General features: G+C 68.2%; 23 protein-coding genes. 13 read left to right on the top strand and 10 right to left on the bottom strand.

What is annotated here, in order from left to right; translation table 11 throughout:
* Nucleotides 1-192 precede the first annotated feature (192 nt).
* The 4 genes from CLT68_RS22065 to CLT68_RS22050 all read left to right on the top strand — a co-directional run bounded on the left by CLT68_RS22065 (nucleotide 193) and on the right by CLT68_RS22050 (nucleotide 5,040).
* Entirely contained in the window at nucleotides 193-948 is a 756-nt protein-coding gene (locus tag CLT68_RS22065) for a TnsA-like heteromeric transposase endonuclease subunit (protein WP_099853619.1), read from the top strand.
* A gap of 80 nt (nucleotides 949-1,028) precedes the next feature.
* A complete protein-coding gene (locus CLT68_RS22060; RefSeq protein WP_486482275.1) occupies nucleotides 1,029-3,041 on the top strand; it encodes a Mu transposase C-terminal domain-containing protein in 2,013 nt (670 codons plus the stop codon).
* A complete protein-coding gene (locus tag CLT68_RS22055; protein ID WP_099853615.1) occupies nucleotides 3,029-4,051 on the top strand; it encodes a TniB family NTP-binding protein in 1,023 nt (340 codons plus the stop codon). Before CLT68_RS22060 ends, CLT68_RS22055 begins: the two co-directional genes overlap by 13 nt.
* Complete coding sequence (locus tag CLT68_RS22050; RefSeq protein ID WP_099853613.1) at nucleotides 4,048-5,040, top strand: TniQ family protein; 993 nt, start codon at nucleotides 4,048-4,050, stop codon at nucleotides 5,038-5,040. Before CLT68_RS22055 ends, CLT68_RS22050 begins: the two co-directional genes overlap by 4 nt.
* A gap of 593 nt (nucleotides 5,041-5,633) precedes the next feature.
* On the opposite strand, the gene CLT68_RS22045 is transcribed toward CLT68_RS22050, so the two are convergent.
* From CLT68_RS22045 to CLT68_RS22020, 6 genes are all read right to left on the bottom strand, one after another.
* A complete protein-coding gene (locus tag CLT68_RS22045; RefSeq protein WP_099853611.1) occupies nucleotides 5,634-6,068 on the bottom strand; it encodes a GNAT family N-acetyltransferase in 435 nt (144 codons plus the stop codon).
* A gap of 528 nt (nucleotides 6,069-6,596) precedes the next feature.
* A complete protein-coding gene (locus tag CLT68_RS22040; RefSeq protein ID WP_099853610.1) occupies nucleotides 6,597-7,187 on the bottom strand; it encodes a hypothetical protein in 591 nt (196 codons plus the stop codon).
* Nucleotides 7,188-7,701: 514 nt separating this feature from the next.
* A complete protein-coding gene (locus CLT68_RS22035) occupies nucleotides 7,702-8,280 on the bottom strand; it encodes a hypothetical protein (RefSeq protein ID WP_099853608.1) in 579 nt (192 codons plus the stop codon).
* Between the two features lie 406 nt (nucleotides 8,281-8,686).
* Nucleotides 8,687-9,655, bottom strand: a complete 969-nt coding sequence (locus CLT68_RS22030; RefSeq protein ID WP_143743222.1) for a helix-turn-helix domain-containing protein — start codon at nucleotides 9,653-9,655, stop codon at nucleotides 8,687-8,689.
* A 528-nt stretch (nucleotides 9,656-10,183) separates the two neighbouring features.
* Nucleotides 10,184-10,957 (bottom strand): alpha/beta fold hydrolase, encoded by a 774-nt coding sequence (locus tag CLT68_RS22025; RefSeq protein WP_486482274.1) that lies wholly within the window; start codon nucleotides 10,955-10,957, stop codon nucleotides 10,184-10,186.
* A gap of 48 nt (nucleotides 10,958-11,005) precedes the next feature.
* Nucleotides 11,006-11,827, bottom strand: a complete 822-nt coding sequence (locus tag CLT68_RS22020; RefSeq protein WP_199177114.1) for an NAD-dependent epimerase/dehydratase family protein — start codon at nucleotides 11,825-11,827, stop codon at nucleotides 11,006-11,008.
* A 230-nt stretch (nucleotides 11,828-12,057) separates the two neighbouring features.
* Here CLT68_RS22020 and zwf point away from each other — a divergent pair, with 230 nt between their 5' ends.
* From zwf to CLT68_RS33915, 3 genes are all read left to right on the top strand, one after another.
* Entirely contained in the window at nucleotides 12,058-13,437 is a 1,380-nt protein-coding gene (zwf, locus tag CLT68_RS22015) for a glucose-6-phosphate dehydrogenase (RefSeq protein WP_099853603.1), read from the top strand.
* Between the two features lie 139 nt (nucleotides 13,438-13,576).
* A complete protein-coding gene (locus CLT68_RS22010; RefSeq protein ID WP_099853601.1) occupies nucleotides 13,577-14,989 on the top strand; it encodes an OFA family MFS transporter in 1,413 nt (470 codons plus the stop codon).
* Entirely contained in the window at nucleotides 14,986-15,111 is a 126-nt protein-coding gene (locus CLT68_RS33915) for an MFS transporter small subunit (protein WP_255508866.1), read from the top strand. The genes CLT68_RS22010 and CLT68_RS33915 overlap by 4 nt, the downstream gene beginning before the upstream one ends.
* Before the next feature lie 37 nt (nucleotides 15,112-15,148).
* Here CLT68_RS33915 and CLT68_RS22005 read toward each other — a convergent pair whose 3' ends face one another.
* Nucleotides 15,149-15,877: an SDR family oxidoreductase gene (locus CLT68_RS22005; protein ID WP_099853599.1), complete on the bottom strand. Its 729-nt coding sequence runs from the start codon at nucleotides 15,875-15,877 to the stop codon at nucleotides 15,149-15,151.
* A gap of 88 nt (nucleotides 15,878-15,965) precedes the next feature.
* Here CLT68_RS22005 and CLT68_RS22000 point away from each other — a divergent pair, with 88 nt between their 5' ends.
* The 3 genes from CLT68_RS22000 to CLT68_RS21990 all read left to right on the top strand — a co-directional run bounded on the left by CLT68_RS22000 (nucleotide 15,966) and on the right by CLT68_RS21990 (nucleotide 18,076).
* The gene (locus tag CLT68_RS22000; RefSeq protein WP_099853597.1) at nucleotides 15,966-16,799 is read left to right on the top strand and encodes a patatin-like phospholipase family protein; all 834 of its coding nucleotides are present in this window, start codon (nucleotides 15,966-15,968) and stop codon (nucleotides 16,797-16,799) included.
* Nucleotides 16,800-16,844: 45 nt separating this feature from the next.
* The gene (locus CLT68_RS21995; RefSeq protein WP_099853595.1) at nucleotides 16,845-17,306 is read left to right on the top strand and encodes a peroxiredoxin; all 462 of its coding nucleotides are present in this window, start codon (nucleotides 16,845-16,847) and stop codon (nucleotides 17,304-17,306) included.
* An 83-nt stretch (nucleotides 17,307-17,389) separates the two neighbouring features.
* Nucleotides 17,390-18,076, top strand: a complete 687-nt coding sequence (locus CLT68_RS21990; protein WP_099853593.1) for a hypothetical protein — start codon at nucleotides 17,390-17,392, stop codon at nucleotides 18,074-18,076.
* 6 nt (nucleotides 18,077-18,082) lie between these two features.
* On the opposite strand, the gene CLT68_RS21985 is transcribed toward CLT68_RS21990, so the two are convergent.
* Complete coding sequence (locus CLT68_RS21985; RefSeq protein ID WP_099853591.1) at nucleotides 18,083-18,535, bottom strand: MarR family winged helix-turn-helix transcriptional regulator; 453 nt, start codon at nucleotides 18,533-18,535, stop codon at nucleotides 18,083-18,085.
* A 96-nt stretch (nucleotides 18,536-18,631) separates the two neighbouring features.
* Here CLT68_RS21985 and CLT68_RS21980 point away from each other — a divergent pair, with 96 nt between their 5' ends.
* The gene (locus tag CLT68_RS21980) at nucleotides 18,632-19,093 is read left to right on the top strand and encodes a MarR family winged helix-turn-helix transcriptional regulator (RefSeq protein ID WP_099853589.1); all 462 of its coding nucleotides are present in this window, start codon (nucleotides 18,632-18,634) and stop codon (nucleotides 19,091-19,093) included.
* 328 nt (nucleotides 19,094-19,421) lie between these two features.
* On the opposite strand, the gene CLT68_RS21975 is transcribed toward CLT68_RS21980, so the two are convergent.
* Nucleotides 19,422-21,641: an ABC transporter permease gene (locus CLT68_RS21975; RefSeq protein WP_486482273.1), complete on the bottom strand. Its 2,220-nt coding sequence runs from the start codon at nucleotides 21,639-21,641 to the stop codon at nucleotides 19,422-19,424.
* Between the two features lie 359 nt (nucleotides 21,642-22,000).
* On the bottom strand, nucleotides 22,001-22,831 hold the full coding sequence (locus tag CLT68_RS21970; RefSeq protein WP_099853585.1) for an ABC transporter ATP-binding protein: 831 nt from the start codon (nucleotides 22,829-22,831) through the stop codon (nucleotides 22,001-22,003).
* Nucleotides 22,832-22,989: 158 nt separating this feature from the next.
* Here CLT68_RS21970 and CLT68_RS21965 point away from each other — a divergent pair, with 158 nt between their 5' ends.
* On the top strand, nucleotides 22,990-24,177 hold the full coding sequence (locus tag CLT68_RS21965) for a sensor histidine kinase (protein ID WP_099853583.1): 1,188 nt from the start codon (nucleotides 22,990-22,992) through the stop codon (nucleotides 24,175-24,177).
* Nucleotides 24,165-24,824, top strand: coding sequence for a response regulator transcription factor (locus CLT68_RS21960; RefSeq protein WP_099853581.1), 660 nt, complete (start codon nucleotides 24,165-24,167; stop codon nucleotides 24,822-24,824). Before CLT68_RS21965 ends, CLT68_RS21960 begins: the two co-directional genes overlap by 13 nt.
* The last annotated feature ends 331 nt before the right edge of the window (nucleotides 24,825-25,155 follow it).

Here is a 25,155-nt window from a genome sequence, read left to right as displayed (position 1 = left end):
CAGCGGTTACGGTGGGCTCCTCGACGCTGGGAGGTGGGGCCGTGCACGTTCGACTGATCAACGACGATGACGTCGCCAGACCTCCAGTCGGCCCGGCCGCCGCGCTTCTCGCGGTCGTAGCAGCCTCGTCACGGACGCGCGCTGGGCGGTTTCAATGTCACGGGTCGCCGCGCGGGTCGCGGTAGGACCGGCATGTCACGCTCGCACGCTGCCGCCTTCGGGCAGGGGCGTGTGGCGGCGGGGCAGGTCGACGTCAGCTTTGTCGGCGATGACGGGCAGGACCGCAGGGAGCCGCTGGACCAGTGCTGGATGCGGCCGTTCGAGGCTGCTCGCCCGATAGACGCGACCCGGTCGAAGCGGGGCGCGAAGGGTTTCGCGGGTTTGTGGTGGTTCGCAACGACCGCGGATCACGTCGGCTATGAATCGTGGCTGCAGCGGGATCATGTCATGGCGTGGGACTTCGACCCGACGGTCATGTCGCTGGTGTCACGGCCGTTGCGCCTGACGTGGCAGCGCGACGACAAGACCGTCACCCACACACCGGACTTCTTCGCGCGGCTACGCGACGGTACGGCAGTGGTGATCGAGGTGCGGTCGCAGCGTCGCCGCGGACGCGGCGAGCAGCCGATGGTGGAACCGATCGTGTACGCGTGCCAGCAGGTCGGCTGGACGGTGTGGCGCGTCGACATCATGGACCCGGTGCGGACAGCGAACCTGCGCTGGCTGTCGGGCTATCGGCATCCGCGTTGCCTCGACGCGCGGTGGACGGCCAGCCTGCTACGGGTGTTCGCCGAGGGTGCGGCGCTGATGGACGGCGCGCGTCAGGTCGGGGATCCCATCGCCGTGCTGCCCACGCTGTTTCATCTGCTCTGGCGACAGGTACTGCACACCGACCTGGACGCCGCACCCATCGGCGCGGAATCGCCGGTGCACGGCGGCGACATCTGATGGCAGGGGTGTCGCGACCACGGATGCTGCGCGCTGGTGACGAGGTTCGGCTACGAGGCGCGCGGTACACGGTGGCGTCAGTGACGGGCAGCGGAGTGCGGCTAGAAGACGTCATCGGCGCGCAGACAACCCTGCCGCTGGGCGAGGTGCTCACCGGCCGCGATCTGGAATGGGTCTCCACTCCGCGCGGCGCCGCTCCCCTGCCCCCGGCTGGGATGCTCGAGGTCGTGCCTGAGCCAGTCATGGCGCGTGCGCGGTGGTGGGAGCGACACCTGATCGAACTGCTGACCGGCGTGGCGCCGGATGCGGCACACGATTCGACGCCACAATCTGGCTACGATCCGCGCCGGCATACGCTGCGCCAGCGTGAGCTAGCCAAGCTGACCGAACTGCGGGCGGCGGGTCACTCGGTCAGCTTCACCACGATCAAACGGCTGCGGGCGGCGTACGAAAGGCAAGGCCTGTGGGGATTGGTCGACCAGCGCTATGCGCGGGTGTCTGGCCCCACCGGACGAGTTGACCAGCGGGTTGTCGACGCGACGGTGCAGGCGATCGACGAGGAGACCAACCGCTCTACGGGAACGGTGAAGAGGCTGGCGCGGCGGGTCACGCAGATCCTGGCCGCCGAGCACGGCAACACCGCTCCGGCGCTGCCGTCGACGGCGACGTTCTACCGCTTGGTAAGTCGGCTGACGCAGGGCAGACACACGTTCGGCTCGGCCAAGACCCGCCGGTCGCTGGCAAAGACCCCGAAAGGGCCATTCGGGTCGGTGTCGGCGCTGCGCCCCGGCCAGTGGGTGCACATCGATTCCACACCGATTGATGTACGGGTGGTGTTGGACAACGGTGTGATCGACCGGGCGGAGCTGACGTGGCTGGTGGACTTGGCCACCCGCAGCATTCCGGCGGCGGTGTTGCGGCCCACAACCAAAGCCGCCGATGCGGCGGTGTTGCTGGCGCGAGCGCTGACGCCGGAGCCGATGCGCCCGGGCTGGGTCGACGCGGTACGCATGTCACGGTCGGTGTTGCCGCACCGTCGCCTCACCGCTTTGGACGACCAGCTGACGCACGCCGCCGCCCGGCCGGTGATCGTTCCGGAAACCATCGTCTGCGACAACGGTAAGGCGTACGTGTCGCAGACGTTCCGCACCGCCTGTCGGGCGATGGGCATCAACCTCCAGCCCACCCACCTGGGCTCGCCGTGGGAGAACAGTGCCGTCGAGCGCAGCTTCAACTCCGTGGGCACCCTGTTTGCCCAGTACGTCGCCGGCTACGTCGGGCGCAGCGTCGAACACCGAGGCAAGAGCGCCGAGAAGAACGCGGTGTGGTCCATCGTTGAGCTGCAGGCACTGCTGGACGAATGGATCGTCACGGTCTGGCAAAACCGGCCGCATGACGGGCTGCGTAACCCGCTGGCCCCGGACACAGCCCTGACACCCAACGAGCAGTATGCCGCTCTGGTCGAGGTCGCCGGTTACGTGCCGGTCGCGCTGAACGCTGACGACTACGTTGAACTCTTGCCAGTTTCCTGGAACAGGATCGGCCGCGCCGGGATCAAGCTCAACCGACGCACCTACGACGACAACGCGCTCGACGAGTACAACCTGCGCGGCGAACACTCGGGGGTCATCGCGAGGGACGGGCGGTGGGAGGTCCACTTCGACCCGTACGACGTCACCCGCATTTGGGTGCGCAACCACCGAGACGGCGGCTGGATCACCGTCGGCTGGAAACACCTGCGCAGCGCCCCGGTGCCGTTCGGCGAGGTGGCCTGGCAGCACGCCCGCAACATCCTGCGGCACCGCGGCGAAGACACCGCCACCGAAGCGCAGATCGCCGCGGCCGCCGCGCAACTGCTCGACCGGGCCGAACAAGGCCCCGAGCCAAAGGCCACCACGCCACGGGATCGACGCGTCGCCGGACGCACTCGCTCCACGAACACACCCTCAGGCCCGCGCCCGAACCCGCCCGAGCAACAGGACGCGGCGCACGCCGTTCCCGCCGCTCGTGAAGACGACCCTGAACCGCTGGCGGAGGTGATCCCCCTGCCGCTGTTCGACGCCCGCGAGGAGGCCCGCAGGTGGAGTTTCTAAACGACGTCAGCCAACTGGAAGACCGACCGCAACCCACCACCACCGTCGAAGGCTGGCAGCGGTTCGTCGAAGCCGATCCCGCCGACGTTGCCCTGCTACCCAAGGGCGACTGGTCGGCGCTGACTGCGCAGCAACGTCTGATCTATGACGAGGCGCGGATCGCGTATCACGCCGAACTGGTGGTGGTCACCACGTCCGCGATTCGCGAGATCACCAACCAGGGCCGGCTGCTGGCGCTGCTCAACCAACGGGAGAACGGCGCTCGCCGCGGGCTGATCGTCTCCGGTGCGGCGGCGACCGGCAAGAGCACGGCCATCAAGCAGCTCGGCCGGCTCCACGAACTGCGCACTCGAGCCCGGCATCCCGACACCGAGCGCATCCCCGTGGTGTACGTGACAGCACCTCCGAAAGGCTCTCCGCGGAAGCTGGCAATGGAGTTCGCGCGGTTCCTCGGTCTGCCCAGAGTCACGTCTCGTGCCAACGCCACCGACATCGCCGACGCCGTCTGTCGGATCCTGATCGACGTTCGATGCGAAATCGTCATCGTCGATGAGCTTCATAACATCAACATGGCGACCACCGCGGGCGAGGACCACTCCGACCACATGAAGTACCTCACCGAGCACCTGCCCGCGACCTTCATCTACGCCGGCATGGACATCGAACGGTCCGGGATGTTCACCGGCGTACGTGGCCGGCAACTCGCCGGACGCTGCGTCCTGGTCAACACTGGCCCGTTTCCCCACCACAACGAGTGGAAACAGCTCGTCGCTAGCATGGAAAGTGCGCTGCGACTGCACCACCACAAGCCCGGCACGCTGACCGCGTCGGCGAAGTACCTGCACCAGCGCACCAGGGGCATGATCGGCAGCTTGTCGCACCTCATCCGCGCCGCGGCGATACGTGCGATCCTCGACGGAACCGAGACTATCTCGCGGGATGCGATGGACGCGGTGCGCATCGACCACGCCGCCGAATCCTCCGCCCGCCGCGCGGGTTCGCGACAATGATCCCGGCGACCGCCGGCTGGGGGCAGCCGCAGCTGCGGCGGCTGCCCCGACGCATCCCCCCGGTACACGATGAGACGCTCGAGTCGTACATCGGCCGACTCGCGGCGAGAAACTATCTGTCCCGCGCTGACCTCGCGGCCCACCTCACGCCGCGGCGCCAGGGCAGCCGCCGCGGCGTCATCGCGTCGGAGTCCCTCGCGGCGGTCACCGGATTCGCCGAGCCGCGGCTGGCCTACGCCTTGCCGGAGATCCGCCAGCGCGTCCCGTACTGCTACGCGCCGCCGATGATTGGACAGGTCGTCGGCAGCTACCCCAACCGGCGGCATCCGTTATGCCGACGGTGCGCGGGCGCCACCGGTCCCGTGACGATCTGGGCACGATGCGACTACAACGTCTGCGTCCGTCACCAGCTGTGGGTCGGCAACGGTGTCTCGCAATCAGCCGACCAGGTCAACGTGGCCGACATGCCCGAGATTGTCCAGGCGCAGGTGCGGCTGCAGCGGCTCATCCGCCGCCGCGGTTACCCCCGCGTGCGCTACTACTTCTCCGACGCCTGCGCGATCGAGCACTGGGACTCGCGCAACCCGTTTGCCTTGACCCCGCGCAACGAGCGCATGCGGCGTCTGCACGCCCGCGAGAACGCGGACTTCCTACCCTCGTCCTACGGCTACGCGGCGCAGTACCCCGAGGTCGTCCCGATCTTGTCCGTGATCTCCTCACCGTATTGGCGTCGCATGGCCACGTCGCTCGAGATCACGGACCGGTTCCGCTTTTACGACGAAATCCTCAAGGGGCGTCCAGCGCACCCCTCCAGCTACGGCCACGGTGGACTCGCCTCATGGATCAACCACGAGCGAAACCCAACCGGGCCCGCTGACCCCGACGGCGAGCGAACTCTGCGCCGGCTGTATATGGGCACCGCCGGAGTGCTGCAATTGTATGACCCCGCAGCCGATGCACCTCACCGTCCCCTGGGAGCGCAAGCATAACTATCAAGACCAGCATCGCTCCCGCACCCGGACCGGACCCTGGACTCTAGAGCTAAGACCAAACTGACGTGTCCCTACGAGCGGCTCCCTTCGTCATCGAGTGGCTGCTGGTGGTGACGACTTCGCGCGTGAGTTAAAGCCCACTGATAAAGTGGTCTCGCAGGACGCCCACGGGCTCCCGCGCCCGCCGAGAGACCCGCTCCCGCGGGTCTCTCGTGCTCTGTCGCAATCTTGCGCGGACAGGCGTGGACGTCGTCGCGTAGTCATCAGCACCGAAGGCGGTAGACCTCGTAGCCGACGAGGGTGACGTTGCGGCTGCCGGCCGCCGTGCGGGCGTAGGCGGGTGGAGGCAGCCGAACCCCCGGTTGCGTAATGCGTGATGCGATCGACCGCCACTGCGAAGCGACTCTCACCAACCTTTCAAAGTCATCCCGTCAGAAGCCACAACCATTGCTATTCACCACCTTGCTCCGGCCGCACAGGCAGTCCTGCTCCCCAGAGAGCCCAAACCTGTTCGATGCGAAGCCCTGGGACTCGAAGTCCGCGCTTGGCGCTTCCGCAGTACCTGGAGTCGACCTGCGCCAAGACTGCTCTCAGCGGTTCGCGATGGTCACAAGAACGTCGGTCGGGTGAGCGCCGAAGTTGTCCCACTCGCGGACAGCGAACCCGAGCCCTTCGAAGAAGGCCTTCCTTGCTGTCGGCTCCGAGGAAAGGTCAATCGAACCGCCGATGAATGAGCACCCGCGTGCTGAAGCCTCGTCCGCATACATCTCGATCAAGGCTCGCCCAACACCCAGACCTCTTGCAGATTCCCGCACGTAAACTCTTTCAAGGAATGCGTGAGGCGCTGGCGGAAGCTCGAATGAATCGAAAGCCCCGCCCTCGGCGAAGTCTGAGTCGAATGATCCGGTCAGCACGCCGTCGATCTGGTCGCCACGCCAGGCAACGAAGGTCCAGTAGGGATTACTCCTACTGCGTCGGTACAGATACACCAGGTTCTGAGGAAAGTCGTCTGACTCCTCCAGCATCCGACAAAGAGCCGGTCGATCAGTCTCTTGGAGAGGTTCCACGCGAGTTGCGTACACCAGCCAAGTGGACCACGCCCGGCCAAGCCGATGCAACAGCACGAGTCACCGCCGAGTGACGGGGGCAAGAAATCCGAGGTCGAGCTGTGGCGATTTCTAGCCGTGTGACGAGCGGTGGGCGAGAGGCAAGGTATAGCTCCGCGTTCTACGGGATCCGTCCAAGGCGGATGCCTTGACTGGGTCCGTCAGGAACAGGAACTTGAGTTCGCGGTTAGCGAGTACATCCGACCCAGGTGCCGAGCAGGTGCACCACATTGTCGGTGACGCTCTTCTCGATGATCTCCGCCTGAACCGGGACGATTAGCGCGGCGGTCTTCGTAGGCGACCCAACGCTGCTGCGGTCGAACGCGCAGCGCCACCCGGACGGCGTGCTGGCGGGTGATCGCCACGCTGAGTGGTGCTCTGAACTTGGATCTCGCGGCGATGTCTGTCTATCCCGGCGGCCGTGAACGGCAAACCCGAGGGCAAACGTTATGGACGCGCCGCCCCGTTCCTCCGGCCTATTTGCTCGTCAAGAGGCAGTGGCGGTTCGTCCGCAATGGACTGCTTTAGGATTCGACGCAGATAGTCGCTCAGTGCCCCGCTAAGTTCCAGTGCCGCGTCGTGATGGCCGTACCGCGGATCGACCAGGTATTTGACCTTCCCGTTGGGAAGCAAGTCGACGGCAGCGGCGAAAGTAGCGAAGCGATCAAGCCGGTCAGTATCGTCAAGGTGGGTGAGTGAGTTGCGAATGCTCGGCAAGTCAGGTATCGCTTGCTCAAACTCTGCTACCGCCGCAACCAACTCGGCGGGACGGCCGAACACAACAAGCGCCTCGGTCTTGGCGAGATCGCGGAGCCGTCCCAACTCGTAGATATAGTAGTCGACATCGTTCTGAAAGGCCTCGGTCGAGTCGACGATTTCCTCGGGCGTGCCGGCGAGAAGCCTGGGTAATTCTTTCTCCCGATCGACGATACGCTGGCGTTGTTTCACGAGACCAGCAGTAATCCGGCTGGTCGCCGCTAGGAAGCGGCGCACGGACAAGTCGATGTCCTGCGTCGGCTTAGGCTTAGGTATCGACACGGAAAAACCCTACGTGCGCACGGCGCGTCGCGCGAGCGGATAACGGAGTACGCGTGGCGCTACCGGTGCCGGCGAGGTGTACTGGGGCCCAAGCTGGCGGAGCCGAGCCCGCATCCGGGCCTCTCAGACCGCGGATCAAGCGCACAAACTGCTGCGATCCGCGCCCCGTCCGTATGATCACGAGTGACGCAACGTAGTTGATGGCACTTTGCCGCCATCACGTCGCTGGGCCCTGGGAAGCAGCGGCGACCACGCGGGCCTATGTACACGCTGGCGTACTTGGCCTTGCACCAGAACCCGTACACCGACCTCCTGGGCCGTCAGCGTCGAGATCCTGCTCACCGGACTGGCCCGCTTCGCCGACCCCCGGCGTCGCCGCGCGCAGGGTCTGCGGGCCGCCCGCACCACCCTCGACCGATAGGTGTCAGCCCAAGGAATCGTCAGACAAGGTGACCCAGGGGCGCCGGTGGGACACAGCCGGGTGGCATCAGCGCCACGACCGCTGATGCCGGCCTCAGCGAACGTACTGCGGATTGAAATCCCTCAGCGCCTCGATCAGCTCATGGCGAGCCGCGTCGAACTCCATCACGAGCCGCTCTAGCTCTTCCACATGGCGGTGTTCCACAATGCGTGCAGACTTGCCGCGCCTGCTCCGCTCGACGTGATACTCGTCGTCGCCAACGTCTCTGTGCAGGGACGCCGCGACCGCGCAAGTGCGCCCGAACAGCGATGGACACACCGTCCAAGTGGCGTGAACCACCTGGTTACGTTCCTTCCAGACCCGGTTCGCTTCGGTGAGCGCCTCGCCGACGCGAGGTAGCGCGGCGTCGTTGCAGCGCCGGGTCGCGTAAACCGGCTCCTGCTGAAAGCGCACGGCCATGCTGTGCAGCCAATCCCAGGATTGACCCATGAGCAGCACATCAACGTCGTTGCTCAAACCCCCCAAGATCCCGACACACTCACGCATCACCTCCTCAAGTAGCCCACCGTGCCGAACGACCTTGCCAATGAAGTCGTCAAGCGGGTTAGGGAAATCAAGCTTCATCAACAGAAAGTCGATGCTCTGCTGCTCGTCTGCCGCTTCGTCACTCATGCCGGCTGATCCTGCCAACACCCGCCATACTGATAAAGACCCGCAGCTGCGGCTTTATGGCGATCAGGCGCTCGGGCCGAGTGGGTCATCGCCCGACGACCCTGACGGCGAACGGCTCCTGCGACAGCGGTATACCGGCGTAACGGGCTTGATCCCCCCGCACGAACCCTCCGCCGAGGCCCGCGCCGTCGACCACGCGTGGCAGTGATCGAACCGGGCGGCCGGGGTCCGCCGGGTGCGAGGCCCGGATCAACGCTTCCAAGGCGCCGACCCGACAGGCGTCTCGAACCCGCCATGGCCGCCAGCGACATGCCATGTTCCCGCCGCAGTGCCGCCGGCTGAACTCCGCGGCACGCTGCCTGACAGCCCAGGTCGCCGGCGGCCTTGCCCGAGGGAGCACAACGTGCTACCAGCCGATGCGCTCGAGCGCCTCCCTCTCCCGTGCCTCCTTCTCCTCGTCGGACAGCCTGGCGTAGTCGAGGGAGGACTGGCACCGCTCCTGCAGGTCGTCACGGTCGAACCAGCGCAGCGGGTGGCGTGGGTCGGAGACGTCGTAGATGCCTTGGCCGTGCATTTCCAGGACGAGAAGGTCGTGGAGCCGATAGTCGTGAGCCTCCTCTGGAGGCACGAGCGCGCCGAGCATACGATCACGCCAGTCCACGATGAGTTCGTGTCCGTCCTGGTTCTCCCAGTAGCGCGGCGCCAAATGCTCGCGGTCATGCAAGCCCGGATACATGTGGAGCACGTCCCCGACGCTGGGCGGATCGGTGTTCATGATGACGATGGACAGGGCGTACTCGTCGGCGAGGCACACGGGACGAGGAACTCGGCCTTCGCCCAGCAGGCCGCCCACGCGCATGATGCGTTCACCCATCCGAACCAGCCAGTGGTTGTTCACCTGAGTGAGCGCCAGCTCGGGAAGGTCGCGCAGGAGATCCACCTCTCTGATGGAGGCCTCTCCTTTGAGGAATGCGGGAAAGCCGCACCCGAGGGCGTGCTCCACCGCGAACCGCTTGCTGTTCATCGGGGCGAAGTCGGAGAACGCGACCGTGCTGTGCAGCGCCATGGCGTCGGCCGCGGTGATCGGGTCACCAGTGAACGACGCATTGAAAAACCGCACCAGGTCGTCGCTCTCCTGGTCGACCTCGTCCACCTCGTCGGAGCCCATGAGCCGGTGGAACTCGGCCATTCCGAGGCGCAGCGCTCGGGCGAAGCCTCTGACGTTGTCGGCCTTGAACCCGTCGAGCCCGCTGGCGGCTTCGAGACGGCGCCAAGTGGCGACGGAGACCTCGGCCCGTCTTGCGGCTTCCTGTTGGGTAAGCGCGAGCTCGATGCGACGCTGCCGCACCGGGTTGGTGGATCGCTGCGGGGACATGGCAACCTCCAGTGAGCGCCCGCCGAGTACTCACGACAGCTTAGCGCTCAGCGAGCGCTCGACCTAGCGTCGGAGTGTCGGACGCGCTGGGAGCGCCGCGGCGACGGCTTCTTCAGGTCACCCGGATAGATGCCCCGCCTCGGCAGACTCAGGCGGGCGCAGGGGTCGGTACCCCGTCGGTGTTGAACTGGGCGAATTGGTCGTGGATGGCGACAGGTCGGTGCCGTACGAGTGCAGGGTTCTCATGGTGGGTCGGCTGCATGTGAACAAGCAGCCCGTCGTCGACAGCCTGGCCACGGGGCGCAGCCCGGCGTTGGACCGAATCCCGTCCGGTAGAGGCCCTCGATGATGATGATGCTGCTGGCCGGCTCGCTTGCAGCAGTTTCCCGGAGGGTGCTTCCGGTATGGAGGCCGCGCTGCTGGCTCGCATCAAGCACGAGTTGGCTCAAGATAATGAGAGGTACGCTTCCGCGCTGATTCTCACTATCGTGAGCCACCGCAGCTCAGGCGCTACGCCGCTGGCTCAGGTCAAGTGAGACGCGACACCTGCGTGAGTGACCGCAGCAGCGCGGGTTGTTCGTACGGCAGGTAGTGCCCCGCCGCGTCGATCACCGTGAAGGTGCCGCGCGGATAGCGGCGCATGGCGCGGAACTGGTCGGCGTACCCGACGATCCTGTCCTGTCGGCCGGTGATCACCGTGACCGGGCCGTCGAAGACGACGTCGGCGTTTTCGTCGGGCAACGCGTAGTCGGGCCCGGTCTGCAGCTTCTCCTGGAAGGTCGCGTCACCGGGACCGCCGGAGTTCAGTGCCGCGAGCACCGTCGCGACGACAGTTGACGTGCGATTGCCCAGGGCGGCGTCGAGGTGGGCGTGCAGGGCGGCGGGAGCTTCGTCGAGCCAGCCCTCGGGCGCTTCCGGCGGCGGGTCGTCGGGCAGGTCCCGGCTGTCGCGGGCGATGGTGACGCCCGGGCAGACGAGAAGCAGGCCGCGGACGAGTTCGGGTCGTCGGCGGGCGATGCCGGTGGCCAGGTACGCGCCGTAGGAGCCGCTGGCGAGCAGGACCGGCGCGTCGACGTGGTGGTCGAGCCACCCGCACACGATGTCCAGCACCGCCTCGGACGTTGGTGGGCAGTCCGTGGGGCTGTCGCCGTGGCCGGGTAGGTCCAGGTATGTCTCTCGCAGGCCCGCGCCCGCGAGGGCTGGGCCGAACGCGGCAGCCGTGGCGGTGCGGGTCATGCCGAACATCGGCAGGCACACCACCTCTGGTGCTGTGCCCGGTGACCGGTCGACTGCCAGGTTCATTGTCGGGCTCTCCCCTGCTGGCCGGTGCGGTCCATTCTGTACTCCTCGTCAGGGGTTCGGTTGCCCGCCGTGAATGTGGGTGAGGGTGGTCTCGGCGCTGGCGTACCTGCCTCCCTGGGGCGCGCGGGAGTCGATGGGGTCGTCGGCGCCGACGACGTGGGCGGCGTGGTCTTCCGCGTTGTCGACCGGCGTGTAGCCGAGTTGGATGCCAGCGTCGAGGTCCCAGAACCGGCGGGTGTTGGCGGACACGGCGTAGGCGGTGGCGAAGGAGACGTCGGGTGCGGTGATGGCCGCTCGGATGAACCCGAGGCAGTCGCGTGGGCTGAGCCAGGTGGCGAGATATCGGGCGTCGTCTGGTCTGTCCTCGAAGCTGCCGATGCGCAGGCACACCACGGACAGGGCGAACTTGTCCGCGTACAGGCGGGCGAGAGCCTCGATTGCCACCTTGCTGACCCCGTAGAAGCCGTCCGGTCGGACCGGGTCTTCGGGGTTGACGGTCTTTCCGACGGGGTGGAAGCCGGTGACCCGGTTGCTGCTGGCGAGGACGACCCTGTCGACCTGTTGCCGGCGGGCGGCCTCGAGGACGTGGAACGTGCCCAGCACGTTGGCGTCCAGCAGGTCGGCGAGTGGGGCCTCGTCCGGCAGCCCGGCGAGGTGGATCACCACGTCAACGCCCTCGAACGCCGAGATCAGGGCGTCGAGGTCGGTGAGGTCCAGGCGGATGACCCGCTCCTCCGGCGACTGCGCGGTCAGTGGGTCGCGATCGATGAGGACGAGGTGGCGGGTCTCGTCGCGTAGGGCGTGGCGGAGTGCGCTGCCGATGCGGCCGGCGGCGCCCGTGATGACCACGGTCCCGAAGGGTGGACTCATGTCGGCAGTCTCTCCTCCCCTACCGACAGGTCTTCGCAGGCATTACGATGATCGAACTTCGTCGATCACGGTGGGGCGTTGCCCGCATCACACCTGAGCTGCGAACCTTCTTAGGGTAAGCGCCGTCGCTGTCGCCGACCTCACGTGCGCCCCTCGCAGGGGAATTCTCGCGCTGGGCCGCGCGGTTGTCCGTTCGGAAGATCAGAATTACATGATCGAATGGAAGTGCCATGCGCATGCGCTCAGACGCGGTCGTGCTGTTCGGCGTCACGGGAGACCTCGTTTCGAAGAAGCTGTTCCCGGCGCTGTACGAGTTGACCCGGCGCGACCGCCTGGACGTCCCGGTGATCGGGGTGGCCCGCTCCCCCTGGGATGATCAACAGCTCGTCACGATGGCCCGCAAGTCTGTCGCCGAGGCCAACGACGAGGTCGACGACGAGACTTTCGACCGGCTGGCGGGCAACCTTTCGATGATCTCCGGCAACTACGCGGACCCGGTCACCTATCAGCGGTTGGCGGAGCGTCTGCGGGGTGCCGAGCGACCGGTCTTCTACCTGGCGATTCCTCCGGCGGTGTTCGGTGCCGTCGTCGACGGTCTCGCGGCGGTCGGTCTGGCTGACCGGGGCCGGGTGATCGTGGAGAAGCCGTTCGGGCGTGACGTGGAGTCCTCCCGTGAGCTGGACCGCACGCTGCGGGCGACCTTCGATCCGCAGCGGGTGTTCCGCATCGACCACTACCTCGGTAAGGAAGCCGTCGAGGGCCTCTACGCCTTCCGGTTCGCCAACCGGCTGTTCGAGCCGTTGTGGAACAGCGAGCACATCGACAACGTTCAGGTGACTCTTGCCGAGGGTTTCGGTACGCAGGGTCGGGCCGGTTTCTACGACACCGTCGGCGCCACTCGTGACGTGTTGCAGAACCACATTCTGCAGGTTGTCGCGCTGGTGGCGATGGAGGCGCCCGCCGCTGACGACGCGGCCGCGTTCCGTGAGGCGGAGGTCGCGGTGCTGCGGCAGATCGAGGCGCTGTCGCCGCAGTCCACGGTGCGGGGTCAGTACGCCGGGTACCGCGACGAGCAGGGTGTCGCCGCGGACTCGAACACGGAGACGTTCGTGGCCACCCGGTTGACGATCGACTCCCCCCGCTGGGCGGGTGTGCCGTTCTATCTGCGTGCCGGTAAGTCCCTTGCGGGGACGGCGACGGAGGTCGTGGTCGAGTTCAAGCAGCCGCAGCGGTCGCTCATCCCGGCCGAGCGGGGCACGGTGACGGCCGCGAACCTGTTGCGGTTCCGCCTCGGGCGTGGTGACGGCATCACGATGTCGATCCAGGCGAAGAGCCCGGGCGCCGAGGTGGCGAGCCGTGCGGTGGACCTGTCGGTCGACTTCGGCATGGCGCTGGGTCGCCGTCAGGAGGCGTACGAGCGGTTGCTCGACGACGCGATGGATGGGCAGCATCTGCGCTTCGCGCGTGAGGAGACGATCGAGCAGGAGTGGCGCATCGTCGAGCCGATCCTGGATCTGCCGGCGGCGGTGCAGTCGTACGAGAAGGGCAGTTGGGGTCCGGCGGACGCCGACGCGTTGGCTGGCGGCTGGCACACCCCGGATCTGCGCTAGCGCGGGCGTCCGCGTGGTCGCTGACTGACCGCTCAGCTCACCGGGATGACCGTCCGGCGACGGTGAGGTTTGCGGTGTGCGTGTGGTGTGGGCACGTTGTGCGGGACGTCCTTCGTCCTCCTCGGAGAGGAAGCACCGCATGCTTTCCGCACTCGATCGTCGGCACACCGTCGCGCCGCCCGGTTACAGCAGGTGGCTCATTCCCCCGGCGGCGTTGGCCATCCACCTCTGCATCGGCCAGGTCTACGCGACCAGCGTCTACAAGAACTCGCTGATCGCCCACTTCGACGCCAGTCAGACGGCGATCGGGGTGATTTTCAGTATCGCGATCGTGATGCTCGGGTTGTCCGCGGCCGTGGCCGGGACCTGGGTGGAGGCGAACGGCCCGCGTAAGGCGATGTTCGTCTCGGCCTGTTTCTGGGCGGCGGGCTTCCTGGTGGGTTCGCTGGGCATCGCCACGAAGCAACTGTGGTTGCTGTATCTGGGATACGGGTTGCTCGGCGGCATTGGTCTTGGCATCGGGTACATCTCCCCCGTCTCCACGTTGATCAAGTGGTTCCCGGACCGGCCGGGTCTGGCCACCGGGTTGGCGATCATGGGGTTTGGTGGTGGGGCGATGGTCGCCTCTCCCCTGTCCCGGCAGTTGCTGTCGTTCTTCGACGCCGGTTACGACCCATCCAACGCGGGGTCGACGGCGTCGGGCAGCGCCCTGGTGTGGTTGTTCGTGACGCTCGGCCTGGGTTACTTCGCGATCATGATGTTCGGGGTGGCGAACGTGCGGGTGCCCGCGGAGGGCTGGCGCCCGGCCGGCTTCGACCCGGCGAGCGTCGCGGCGAAACCGCTGGTCACCACGGCGAACGTGTCGGCGGCGAACGCGGTGAAGACCCGCTCGTTCTGGCTGCTGTGGGTGGTGTTGTTCTGCAACGTCACGGCGGGCATCGGCATCCTGGAGCAGGCCAGCCCGATGATCCAGGACTTCTTCCGGGACAACGGCACCTCGGCGGTGAGCGTCGCCGCGGCCGGCGGGTTCGTGGGTCTGCTGTCGCTGTTCAACATGGCGGGCCGGTTCGTGTGGTCGTCGACGTCGGACGTCATCGGCCGCAAGCCGATCTACATGGTGTACCTGGGTGTCGGGATGGTGCTGTACGCGCTGCTGGCTCTCGTGGGGCAGACCGCGACGGCGCTGTTCGTGTTGTTGGCGTGCGTGATCCTGTCGTTCTACGGCGGCGGGTTCGCGACAGTGCCGGCGTACCTGCGGGATCTGTTCGGCACGTTCCAGGTCGGTGCGATCCACGGCCGGTTGTTGACCGCCTGGTCGGCGGCGGGGATCGCGGGTCCGCTGATCGTCAACGGGTTCCTCGACGCGCAGGGTGAGCCGGGTTCGTTGACGGCGGCGGCGTACCGGCCGGCGCTGTTCACGATGGTGGGGGTGCTGGCGGTGGGCTTCGTGGCGAACCTGTTGGTGCGGCCGGTGCCGCAGCGCTACCACGAGCCGTCGGCGGATCGGGACGTTGACGAGGACAAGACGGCGCAGAGGAGTGGTAGGCGATGAGCGACGACAGCCGATCCGGGCAGCAGGCCCGGTTGTGGATTTCGTGGTTGGTGGTGGCGGCGCTGCTGGGCTACGGGGTGACGCAGACGGTCATCACCGCGGCGAAGCTGTTCACCCAGTGACCCGGGTCCGGCGGTCTCTGACTGGTGTGACGCCAGGTCAGAGGCCGCCGGAGACCCGCAGGACCGTGCCGGTGGCGTACGAGGCGTCGGGGCTGAGCAGCCAGGTGATGGCGGCGGCGATCTCGTCGGGTTCGCCGGCGCGGCCCAACGGGATGCGACCGACGGCGGTGTCGGCGCGGTCGGGTACGCCGGAGTCGGCGTGGATGTCGGTGCGGACGATGCCGGGTGCGACGGCGTTGACCCGGATGCCTTTCGGGGCGAGTTCCTTGGCCAGGCCGACGGTGAGGGTGTCGGTGGCGGCCTTTACGGCGGCGTAGTGCACGTATTCGCCGGGGCTGCCGAGGGTCGCGGCGGCCGACGAGACGTTGACGATCGCGCCGCCGTCGGTGAGGCGGCGGGCGGCCTGCTGGGCGCAGAGGACGTAGCCGACGAGGTTGACGTCGACGACGCGGCGCAGGTCGTCAACGCGCAACTCGGTGAAGGGCCCGATCGGGCTGGTGACCCCGGCGTTGTTGACCAGGCCGGTGAGCGGGCCGAGGTGGGCGGCTGCGTCGAACAGTTCGGCGACCTGCTCGGGGTCGGTGGTGTCGGCGCGTACCGCGATGGCCTGTGCGCCGGCGGCGCGCAGGTCGGCCAGGACGGCGGTGGCGGCGGCTTCGTCACGGCGGTAGCACAGGGCGACGTGGTGACCGGCGTTGGCGAGGCGGCGGGCGGTGGCCGCGCCGATGCCGCGACCACCGCCGGTGATGACGGTGACGGGTGCCACGGTGCCTCCCCAGGGTGCTGACGGCTGCGCAGGTGTCGTGCCGACGCTACCGTGACCGGCGCGGGTCGGTCGTCGAGAGGAGAGTCACATGCGGCGGGCGTTGGTGCTCGGTGGTGGCGGGGTGACCGGGGTGGCCTGGGAGTTGGGGCTGCTGGCGGGTCTGGTCGAGCGGGGTGTGCCGGTCACGGAGGCGGACCTGGTGGTGGGGACGTCGGCGGGTTCGGTGGTCGGCGCGCTGGTGTGCTCCGAGCTTCCGGTGCAGCGGTTCTACGAGGAGCAGTTGGCGCCGCCGTCGAGTGAGGTGGCGGCGCGGTTGGGCTTCGCGACGCTGGCGCGGCTGGTGTGGGCTGGTGGTCGTACCCGCGACGCGGCGCGCTCCCGGGCCCGGATCGGGGCGATGGCGTTGGCGGCGCGTACCCCGTCGGAGGCGTCGCGACGCGCGGTGATCGAGGCCCGTCTGCCGGAGCGGGAGTGGCCGCGGCGGCGGTTGCTGGTCACGGCGGTGGACGCGTCGTCCGGTGAGTTCGTGGTGTTCGACCGGGACAGCGAGGTGTCCCTCGTGGACGCGGTGGGTGCGAGTTGCGCGGTGCCCGGGGTGTGGCCGCCGGTGACGATCGGCGCGCGTCGTTTCGTCGACGGTGGGATGCGCTCGACGGTGAACGCGGACCTCGCTGCCGGCGCGGAGCGGGTGCTGGTGCTCGCGCCGACGTCGGCGGCGATCGGGCCGATGCCCCGGCTGTCCGCGCAGGTCGACGGGTTGCGGGCGGCCGGGTCGCGGGTGTCGGTGCTGACGCCGGACGCGGCGGCGCGCACGGCGATCGGCCGCAACGTGCTGGACCCGGCCCGGCGGGCGGGCGCGGCGCGGGCCGGGCGGGCCCAGGCCGCCGCGGTGCTGGACGAGGTGGCGGCGCTCTGGGCTTGATCGCTTACGCTCACCGCCTGTCCGGTCTGACGATGGAGGTGCGCGGTGGCGGGTGTGGGTGTCGGCGACGTGGTCGAGGATTTCGAGCTGCCTGATGAGACGGGCACGCCGCGGCGGCTGTCGGAGTTCCTGGCGGCGGGGCCGGTGGTGCTGTTCTTCTACCCGGGGGCGATGACCCGTGGGTGCACGGCGGAGAGCTGCCATTTTCGGGACCTCGCGGCGGAGTTCACGGCGCTGGGCGCGTCCCGGGTGGGCATCAGTCGCGACCCGGTGGCGAAGCAGGCGGAGTTCTCCAAGCTCAACGGGTTCGACTATCCGCTGCTCTCGGATGAGGACGGGACTGTGGCGCAGCAGCTCGGGGTGAAGCGGCGGCTGCCGTTGGGGCCGTTGAGCACGAAGCGGATGACGTTCGTCATCGGCGCCGACAGTCGGGTCATCGAGGTGATCCACAGCGAGGTCAGCATGAACGACCACGCGGACCGGGCGCTGCGGGCGTTGGGCGGCTGAGTGGGCGCGAGCCCTGTGCGGCGGGTGTCGCAGCCGGCTGGTATCAAGACAGCAATCAAACAGGTGTACGGAAGAGGGTTGTGATGGATGCCGGCCAGGGTTTGTCCACTAGCGAGGTGCAGAGCATCCGGGAGGCGTTGGCTGCCGGGCGTAAGCCGCGGGTGGTGTTCACCGCGTCGGCGGGGCAGATCGCCGGTCAGGTCGGTCAGGTGATCGAGTTGACCGATCCTGAGGTGTCCGACGAGTTCGTGGTGGTGCGTTTCGGCCGCGACGAGTTGCCGTTCTCCCCCGCGGACCTGGCCGTGGCGCCCAAGGGTGTGACGCGGCGGGTGGTGGAGCCGAAACCGGAGCCGGAGCCGCAGGAGTCGCCGGTGGTGGCGGCGCCGGAGTTCGTGTTGGACACGCCGCGGGTGCCCGCGCAGCGACAGGAGGAGCCGAAGGTGGAGCAGACGGAGAAGCCGCCGGCGCGGCGGGCGGTCAAGGCCGTCAAGCCGAAGGGTCCCGCGGGTCTCACGGTGACGCTGGCGTACGCCGACGGTGAGTGGACCGTCGCCGCGCAGCAGGGCAGCAAGGCTCTGGCGAAGCCGTACGTGGTGAAGCCGGCGGAGGCGTTGAAGATGGTGGGCCTGGTGGACGTGCCGGGTGTGCAGGAGGCGGTGGAGCAGATCCTCGGCACCGAGCGGGCCGAGGCGGAGCAGCAGGCGGACAAGCTGCGCGCCGAGCTGGCCGAGATCGAGGCCCGGTTGGCGGAGTTGCGCGAGGCCCGCTGAGGCGGGTCACTGTCGGCTGTGGTGCGCCAGCAGCCGGGTGAGCAGGCGGGTCAGCTGGTCGCGCTCGGTGGCGGACAGCGGGGCGAGCAGGTCACGTTGGATGCGGTCGAGGGTGTCGCCCAGCCGGCGGGCCTCGTCGGTGCCGACGTCGGTGATGCTGATGACGTTGCGGCGGCGATCGGCCGGGTCGGGGGCGCGCACGACGAGCCCTCGGCCGGCCAGGTCGTTGATGGCCGCGACGACGTCGCTGCGGTCGATGGCGCAGCGGCGGCCGAGGTCGGCCTGACTGGCCGGGCCGTCCTCGGCGAGCGCGGTGAGCAGCCGGTAGTGGTAGCCGCGGAGGTCGTGGGCAGCGAAGCCCTCGCTGAGCAGGCGGGCGGCATGGCCGGCGGTCTGGTTGAGCAGCCAGGTCGGGGTGCTGCGGAGCCCGGCGGGTGACTGCGGGGCTCCGGGATCCATGGGCGCAGCCTACCAGTAATCGTTGGCGCGACCCACGATCTGATGTTACGTTGGCGGCTCCAACGTTGGCGCGGCCAACGTTTCGAAGGAGGTTCCATGTCCACCGTCCCCACCCTCAACGGCCAGGTCATCGGCCAGGCCCACTACGCCACCCGCGCCCTGCTCGAACGGGCCATCGGCCCCCTCGGCGTCACGTTCGACCAGGTCGTCGCGCTGCACGCCCTCGCCCAGGGCCCCGTCGAACGCGCACACCTCACGCACCGGGTCACCAGCACACGCAAGATCGACGAGTCGGCCGTGCACCAGGTGGTCGCCCAACTCGTCGACGCCGGCCTCGCACAGGTCGACAGCCCGTCCCCCGCGACCAGAGGCGACGAGCCGCAGGTGGCGCTCACCGACACGGGTCGCGCCACCCAGCGCAGCGTCGTCGCCGCCGTCGCCGACCTCAGTGCCCGGCTGTACGCGGACATCCCCGCCGACGAGGCCGGCACGGCGGCGCGGGTGCTCACCCTCGTCACCGAACGCGCGAACGCCGAGCTGGCCGCGGTCCCCGCCTGACCGAGCGAACGCCGAACTGGCGGCGACCCGGCCTGACCGGACGCCGCCACCAGGCGACCGTAGCTGAACTCGTTTTCTGGTGCAGTTGCGCAACTCGCGTTCTGTCGGCCTCCTCCTCCGAACGGTCCCTGACTGGCGTGGCCATCGCCGGTCAGGGCCTTCGTTCACGACACGCTGGCCGCTTGGGTTACACCTGGCTACACAGAGCCTTTTGAGTCAGGCTGTCGGCACCGCGTTGCTGCTGGAGCATGTTGTCCCGCGACTTGCAGGTACTCGCGATCCGGGAGCGGCCGATAGGTGGCACCCGGCGCCTGTAGTGCCGCCGGCGTCACTCGCGAACGCCAATCGCGTTGACCGGCTGTGCCCGCATGGCGATTCGAGTGGAGGTCATGATGGCGGCCGAGCCGAGCAGCGCGGTGACCGCGACGATTCCCAGGTAGACGAGCGGTGGGATAGACGGAATCAGCGTCCTGGTCAGTCCGATGCTTGTGCCGATCAATGACGGGATCGCGCCCAGGGTACCGATGAGCACGGCTGCGACGACGATGATCCGCGTCTCGCTGCGCATCATCGCGAACACCTGGCGGCGGGTGGCGCCGACCAGTTGGAGTAGGGCGAATTCGCGGAAGCGCGAGGCGGTAGCCATCACCAGGGTGTTCACCACGGCGATCGCGAGGTAACCGAGCAGGACCGCGTTGAGGATGAGGCCGACCGCCGACTCGCCAGCGGCTGCGGCGCTCTGCGCGGCGATGAACGACTCGCGGTTGTTGACCCGGACGGTGGGGAGGTGTTGGACGGCGGAGCGCAATGCGTCGCCGAGTGCCGCAGCGTCGGTTCCCGTGGCCGCCGTGACCAGCACCGCGAGGTCCAGGCGGTCGGTGGTGTGCTCTAGGACGAGGTCGTGCGGCAGCGTGACGTCACCGAGGCCGAGTCCTCTCTCGTAGAGCGCCACCACCGTGGGTTTGATCGGTGTGCCGTCACCGAGGCGAAGGTCGATGCTGTCGCCGAGAGCGACGCCGAGGGTGCCCGCCGCGATCCGGCTCAACGCCACCGTGTTGCCCCGCACATCCGCGACATCGCCCTCGAGAACGGCGAGATCCATGGTCTCGGCGAGCTGATCACTGGTGACCCCCTGCGACGAATAGGTCCTGAATTGGGGGCCGTCGCTCGAGCCGAAGGTCGCCAGCGTCCGGGTACGCACGACCGGGGTCACCGCCGAGACGCCAGGCACGTCCCGGAGCATGTCCGCGACCTCGGGCGACACGCCGGCGGACGTGGATGTGACGACGTAGTCCGCGCGCAGTCCGTCTGCGGCCTGATCCTGCGCCGCCGAGCTCGCGGTCGTCCCGCTGAAGAGCTGCCCGGCGGCCAGGATGATGCCCATGATCAAAGGAGTGGTCGCCGCGGCAAGCCGCCGCGAGTTGGCGTGCGCGTTCGCTGTCGCAAGGAACCCGCTGACGCCCGACCCGCGGCGTAACCAGGGGCCCAGCACGGTGACGGCACCGCCGAGCAACCGCGGCCCCAGCAGCGCGACGGCGAAGAGGAGCACGAACGCAGAGAAGGCCGCACTTTCAGCGGCCCCTTCACCGGGTAGCGCCCATGGCAGCACGACCGCCATGGCGAGACCGGCGGGGACCAGCAGCAAGCCGACGGTCAACCGAAGCCACCCGAGTTTGGGCGGCTCCACCGCAGCCTCGCCGAGCGCGTCCACCGGCCTGAGCCTGGCCGCGCGCCGCGCGGCTATCCAGCCGCCCAAACGGGCGCCGACCAGGCACAGCACCATCGCCGGGAGTACCGGCAGCGGGCTGATCGACAGTTCAAAGTCGTCTGGTACCGCGCCGACCAGGATGAAGGTTTCGCGGAGGAGGAAGCTGAGGCCGATGCCGGGAATCACGCCCAGCACTGCTCCGAGCGTGCCCACCACCATGGTCTCTGCGGCGATCATCCCGAGCACCTGCTTCGGGGTCGCGCCGATCGCCCTCAGCAGCGCCAGCTCCCGCAGCCGTTGCCGAACGGACAGGGCGAGTGTGCTCGCGACAACGATCATGATCACCAAAATCATGCTGCCGCCGAACGCCAGGGACAGCTCGCTGATGAACGAACGCGTGGTGCCGATGTCGAGGAACTCGGCCTCGCTTCGGTCGCTGCCGGTGTAGACGACCGCATCAGGAACTGCCGACTTGATGGCGCTTGCCAATTCGTCGGCACTGACTCCGGGTGCGGCCAGCACGCCAATCGCGTCCACCCGGTCCGGTTGGCCGGTCAGCTCTCGGGCCCGATCTTCGGTGAAGAACAGTGCGGACTGCCGGGCGAGTCGGCCTCCAGGCAGACCCGCGATGCCTGTCACCCGGTACATCGACGTGTTCGAGCCGACCGCGAGTCGCACAGACGCACCGACGGTAACGCCGGCCCGCTCGGCCAGCGCGGCGTCCAGCACCACATCGTCCGGCCTGGCCGGTGCCCGGCCGGTGCTCGTGGTGAACGGGCCGAGCACGGCCGACTGCCAACCATGTCCGAGCGCGGGGGTGCCGTCCGGCCCGGCGAGCACCTCGGCGTCCGTCGTCACGAGGCTGACCGGGACGTTGACGTCGGCGATCGCCGATCGGACGCCAGGCACTCGCGCGACGTCGCCGACCCGGGCGGCCGGCAGGGTGGCCCGCTCGCCGAACCTGGGATCTACGTCGTCGGCCACCGGCATTGCCTGCGAGGCGCCCACCACCAGGTCGGCAGCCTGGTAGCGCTCGGTCGGCACGCCCGAGCGCTCGCTGCTCTCCAGCAGGATCCCGCAGGCCGTGATCACCGCCGAGCCGAACAGCACCGCGACGAATGCCGCGACGAACCCGCCCTTCCGCCCCTTGACTGTCTTCCAGGCCAGCGCCAGCATGCGCTTCGACATCACGCGGCGACTCACTGCTCCCCCAGGTGAGTCATCCGCTCGGCGATCTGCTCGACGGACGGTCGGGTCATCTTGCCGGCCAACCGGCCGTCGGCGAGAAACACCACGGTGTCGGCCTGCGCGGCCGCGACCGGATCGTGCGTCACCATCAGCACGGTCTGCCCCAGGTCGTCGACGATCTTCCTGAGCAGTGTGAGGACTTGGCGGCCGTTACGGCTGTCCAGCGCGCCCGTCGGCTCGTCGGCGCACACCAGATCGGGCCGGTTGATGAGAGCTCTCGCGATCGCCACCCGCTGTTGCTGGCCGCCGGAGAGCTGACTCGGGCGTCGGTCGTGATGCTCGGCGAGCCCGACCGCAGCGAGGACGCTCGCCAATTGCTCGGCATCGACCGGCTTCTCGGCCAACCGGAGGGGCAACGTGACATTGTCCGCCACGGTCAGCGCACCGAGCAGGTTGTACGCCTGAAAGACGAACCCGATCCGGTCGCGGCGTAGCTCGGTCAACTCGGTCTCCGACCGGCCGGACAGATCCGTGTCACCCAGCACGACCCGGCCCGATGTCGGGCGGTCCAGACCCGCCGCGCAGTTCAAAAACGTGCTCTTGCCGGAGCCGGACGGGCCCATGACGGCGGTGAACGTACCGCGCGGGAATCCGGCTGTCACCCCGTCGAGAGCGCGTACCTCGTTCCTCCCCGACCCGTATACTTTTGACACCGAATCCAATTGCACCGCGCACGATGGTGTTCTGAATGTCGGCAGTGCACCCGACCGTAGCGACTGGGCCGCGGTGGCCTCGACCAGCGCCCCGCGTCGTCTCGATGGGTTTCTGCTGTTGAACTTCATGCGTCCGACGCTAAATTCCGCGACCGTCGGATACCGATACCCCGTACCACCGGATGTGAGGTACAGGTGGCTGTAGTGCCGCGGGCGGCGGCCACCGGGCAGACTTGACGCGGTGTCGTGAACGCGGCCCCAAGGAGGGTACGCAGAAAGGGCATCCTGTGACGTCGGGTCGGCCATGGGTGCAGGTGTGGCGTGGCGGGACCTACCTCCTGGGATCACTGGCCACCGGGATCGCCACGCTGCTCGCACTGCCGCTGCTGTGCCATCCGAGGCTCGCCCGGCGATGGGCGAATTGGCACCGTGACCGCGCCGGCCGACTGCTTGAGACGCCGTTGGCACCGCGCCCTGTTCTGCACCTGACCGGGCGCCGAGCATGGGCCGATCCGGCAACGCCCCGCGACCTGCTCTGGCTGCCGGTGAACGCCATCACCGGAGTGGCGCTCGGCCTGCTCGCGCTGCTGTGCGTGGGTAACCTCCTGACCGCCGCACTCGCCACACCACTGTGGTGGGCGTTCGCGCCGGAGAATCGGCCACGGTTGTTCATCGATGTCCCGGTGACCAATTGGGCAACAGCCCTCACCCTCGGTGCACTGCAGATCCTCCTGCTCACCGCGCTGTCGTACCTGGCCTTCGCACCGATCGCTCGCGCACATGCCCGGATCTGCCTGGTAGTGCTGTCGCACTCGACGGCCGAACAGCTCGCCGACCGGGTCGCCGTGTTGACCCGCACCCGGGCAGACGTGCTTGACGCACACGGCGCAGAGCTGCGCCGGATCGAGCGCGACCTGCACGACGGCACCCAGGCGCGGCTGGTGGCCATCGCGATGCGGCTGGCCGTGGCCCGGCGAGCACTATCCGACAACCCACGAAATGAGCAGTTCCTGGAAGAACTTCTTCGGGACGCACACGAAGGAACAGAGGAGGCGATGACCGAACTCCGCGACGTGATCCGAACCGTCTATCCGCCGATCCTCGCCGACCGCGGCCTCACCGGTGCACTGACCGCAGTGACGGCTCGCTGTGGCGTGCCAACCCGGCTGGACATCGACAACCTCGACACAGTACCCGCAGCCGTGGAGGCCGTCGTCTACTTCGCCGTCGCCGAGGCACTCACCAACGTCGCCAAGCACAGCCAAGCGACTACGGCCGGCGTACGGGTGAGCCGTAAGGCAGACCGGCTATCGGTGGTGATCACCGACAACGGCGCTGGTGGCGCCGACGATAGGCTGGGCACCGGCCTGGCCGGGATCCGTCGCCGTGTGCTCGCCTTCGACGGCACCGTCGACGTCGATAGTCCGGCCGGCGGGCCCACGACGATCACCATGGAGCTGCCATGCGGGTCGTAATCGCCGAAGACAATGTGCTGCTGGCCACCGGACTGGAACTGCTACTCAACAGCGTGGGGTTCGACATCGCCGCCATCGCGGGCGACGCGGCGGGCTTCCTCACCGCCGTGCGGGAGCACCAGCCCGACGTCACCATCGTCGACGTCCGGCTACCGCCGTCATTTCGCGACGAGGGCATCCGAGCCGCCCTTCAGGCCCGCCGAGAGCACCCTGGCCTACCGGTCCTGGTGCTGTCGCAGTACGTCGAGCAGCAGTACGCCGCGGAACTACTCGCCACCACCGGCGGCGGCGTCGGCTACCTCCTCAAAGATCGCGTCAGCCGAGTGGACGAGTTCGTCGACGCGCTGCGCCGAGTGGCCGCCGGTGGCACCGCCATGGACACTGAAGTCATCGCCCAACTCCTCGCCAACCGCAGCGACCCGATCGCCGTCCTCACTCCCCGCGAACGTGAGGTACTCGCACTGATGGCCCAGGGACACGACAACAACACCATCGCTGACCGGCTTGTCATCACCGACAACGCCGTGCACAAGCACATCGGCAACATCTTCAACAAGCTCGGGCTCGCCGTCACCGACAGCGGCCACCGCCGTGTCCTCGCCGTGCTCACCTACCTCAACGGCGCGGGCCAGATCGACGGCGACTGAGCACGCCGCTGACTCGCCGCCCGCCAGACGCTCATCGTCAGAAGCCGACGCCGCGCCGGTGTCGCGGAGCGACCGATAGCAACCCACCGTGGTCCCGAGTCAAGCCGAGGGCCGGCATGGTCAGGTTGACTGCGCGCGGTGCCGTCTCGCCGGCCGAGCTGCGACTCCACGTCCTCGGTGTGCGCCGGATCGCTTCCGCTCCGCAGCGCATGTCGATGAACCGCGTGGGCGTGCTCGTCGAATAGCTCACCCAACGCCTCGGAGCCTCCGGCCCGGGTCCGGGCCCGCATCTCGGCTGTCACACCTGTATGTGTCCGCTGCCGCCGCCGAG

The organism is Micromonospora sp. CNZ299, assembly GCF_002754415.1.
This window is presented reverse-complemented; position numbering and strand designations above follow the sequence as displayed.

Excerpts from the sequence above, each read along its gene's own strand:
- CLT68_RS22050 (WP_099853613.1), top strand. The coding sequence starts at position 4,048 with ATGATCCCGGCGACCGCCGGCTGGGGGCAGCCGCAGCTGCGGCGGCTG.
- CLT68_RS21990 (WP_099853593.1), top strand. The coding sequence starts at position 17,390 with ATGGATGCCGGCCAGGGTTTGTCCACTAGCGAGGTGCAGAGCATCCGG.
- CLT68_RS21985 (WP_099853591.1), bottom strand. The coding sequence starts at position 18,535 with ATGGATCCCGGAGCCCCGCAGTCACCCGCCGGGCTCCGCAGCACCCCG.
- CLT68_RS22065 (WP_099853619.1), top strand. The coding sequence starts at position 193 with ATGTCACGCTCGCACGCTGCCGCCTTCGGGCAGGGGCGTGTGGCGGCG.
- CLT68_RS22000 (WP_099853597.1), top strand. The coding sequence starts at position 15,966 with ATGCGGCGGGCGTTGGTGCTCGGTGGTGGCGGGGTGACCGGGGTGGCC.
- CLT68_RS33915 (WP_255508866.1), top strand. The coding sequence starts at position 14,986 with ATGAGCGACGACAGCCGATCCGGGCAGCAGGCCCGGTTGTGGATTTCG.
- CLT68_RS22045 (WP_099853611.1), bottom strand. The coding sequence starts at position 6,068 with ATGCTGGAGGAGTCAGACGACTTTCCTCAGAACCTGGTGTATCTGTAC.
- CLT68_RS22030 (WP_143743222.1), bottom strand. The coding sequence starts at position 9,655 with ATGTCCCCGCAGCGATCCACCAACCCGGTGCGGCAGCGTCGCATCGAG.
- CLT68_RS22020 (WP_199177114.1), bottom strand. The coding sequence starts at position 11,827 with ATGAGTCCACCCTTCGGGACCGTGGTCATCACGGGCGCCGCCGGCCGC.
- CLT68_RS21980 (WP_099853589.1), top strand. The coding sequence starts at position 18,632 with ATGTCCACCGTCCCCACCCTCAACGGCCAGGTCATCGGCCAGGCCCAC.
- CLT68_RS21970 (WP_099853585.1), bottom strand. The coding sequence starts at position 22,831 with ATGAAGTTCAACAGCAGAAACCCATCGAGACGACGCGGGGCGCTGGTC.
- CLT68_RS22035 (WP_099853608.1), bottom strand. The coding sequence starts at position 8,280 with ATGAGTGACGAAGCGGCAGACGAGCAGCAGAGCATCGACTTTCTGTTG.
- CLT68_RS22025 (WP_486482274.1), bottom strand. The coding sequence starts at position 10,957 with ATGAACCTGGCAGTCGACCGGTCACCGGGCACAGCACCAGAGGTGGTG.
- CLT68_RS22010 (WP_099853601.1), top strand. The coding sequence starts at position 13,577 with ATGCTTTCCGCACTCGATCGTCGGCACACCGTCGCGCCGCCCGGTTAC.
- CLT68_RS21960 (WP_099853581.1), top strand. The coding sequence starts at position 24,165 with ATGCGGGTCGTAATCGCCGAAGACAATGTGCTGCTGGCCACCGGACTG.
- zwf (WP_099853603.1), top strand. The coding sequence starts at position 12,058 with ATGCGCATGCGCTCAGACGCGGTCGTGCTGTTCGGCGTCACGGGAGAC.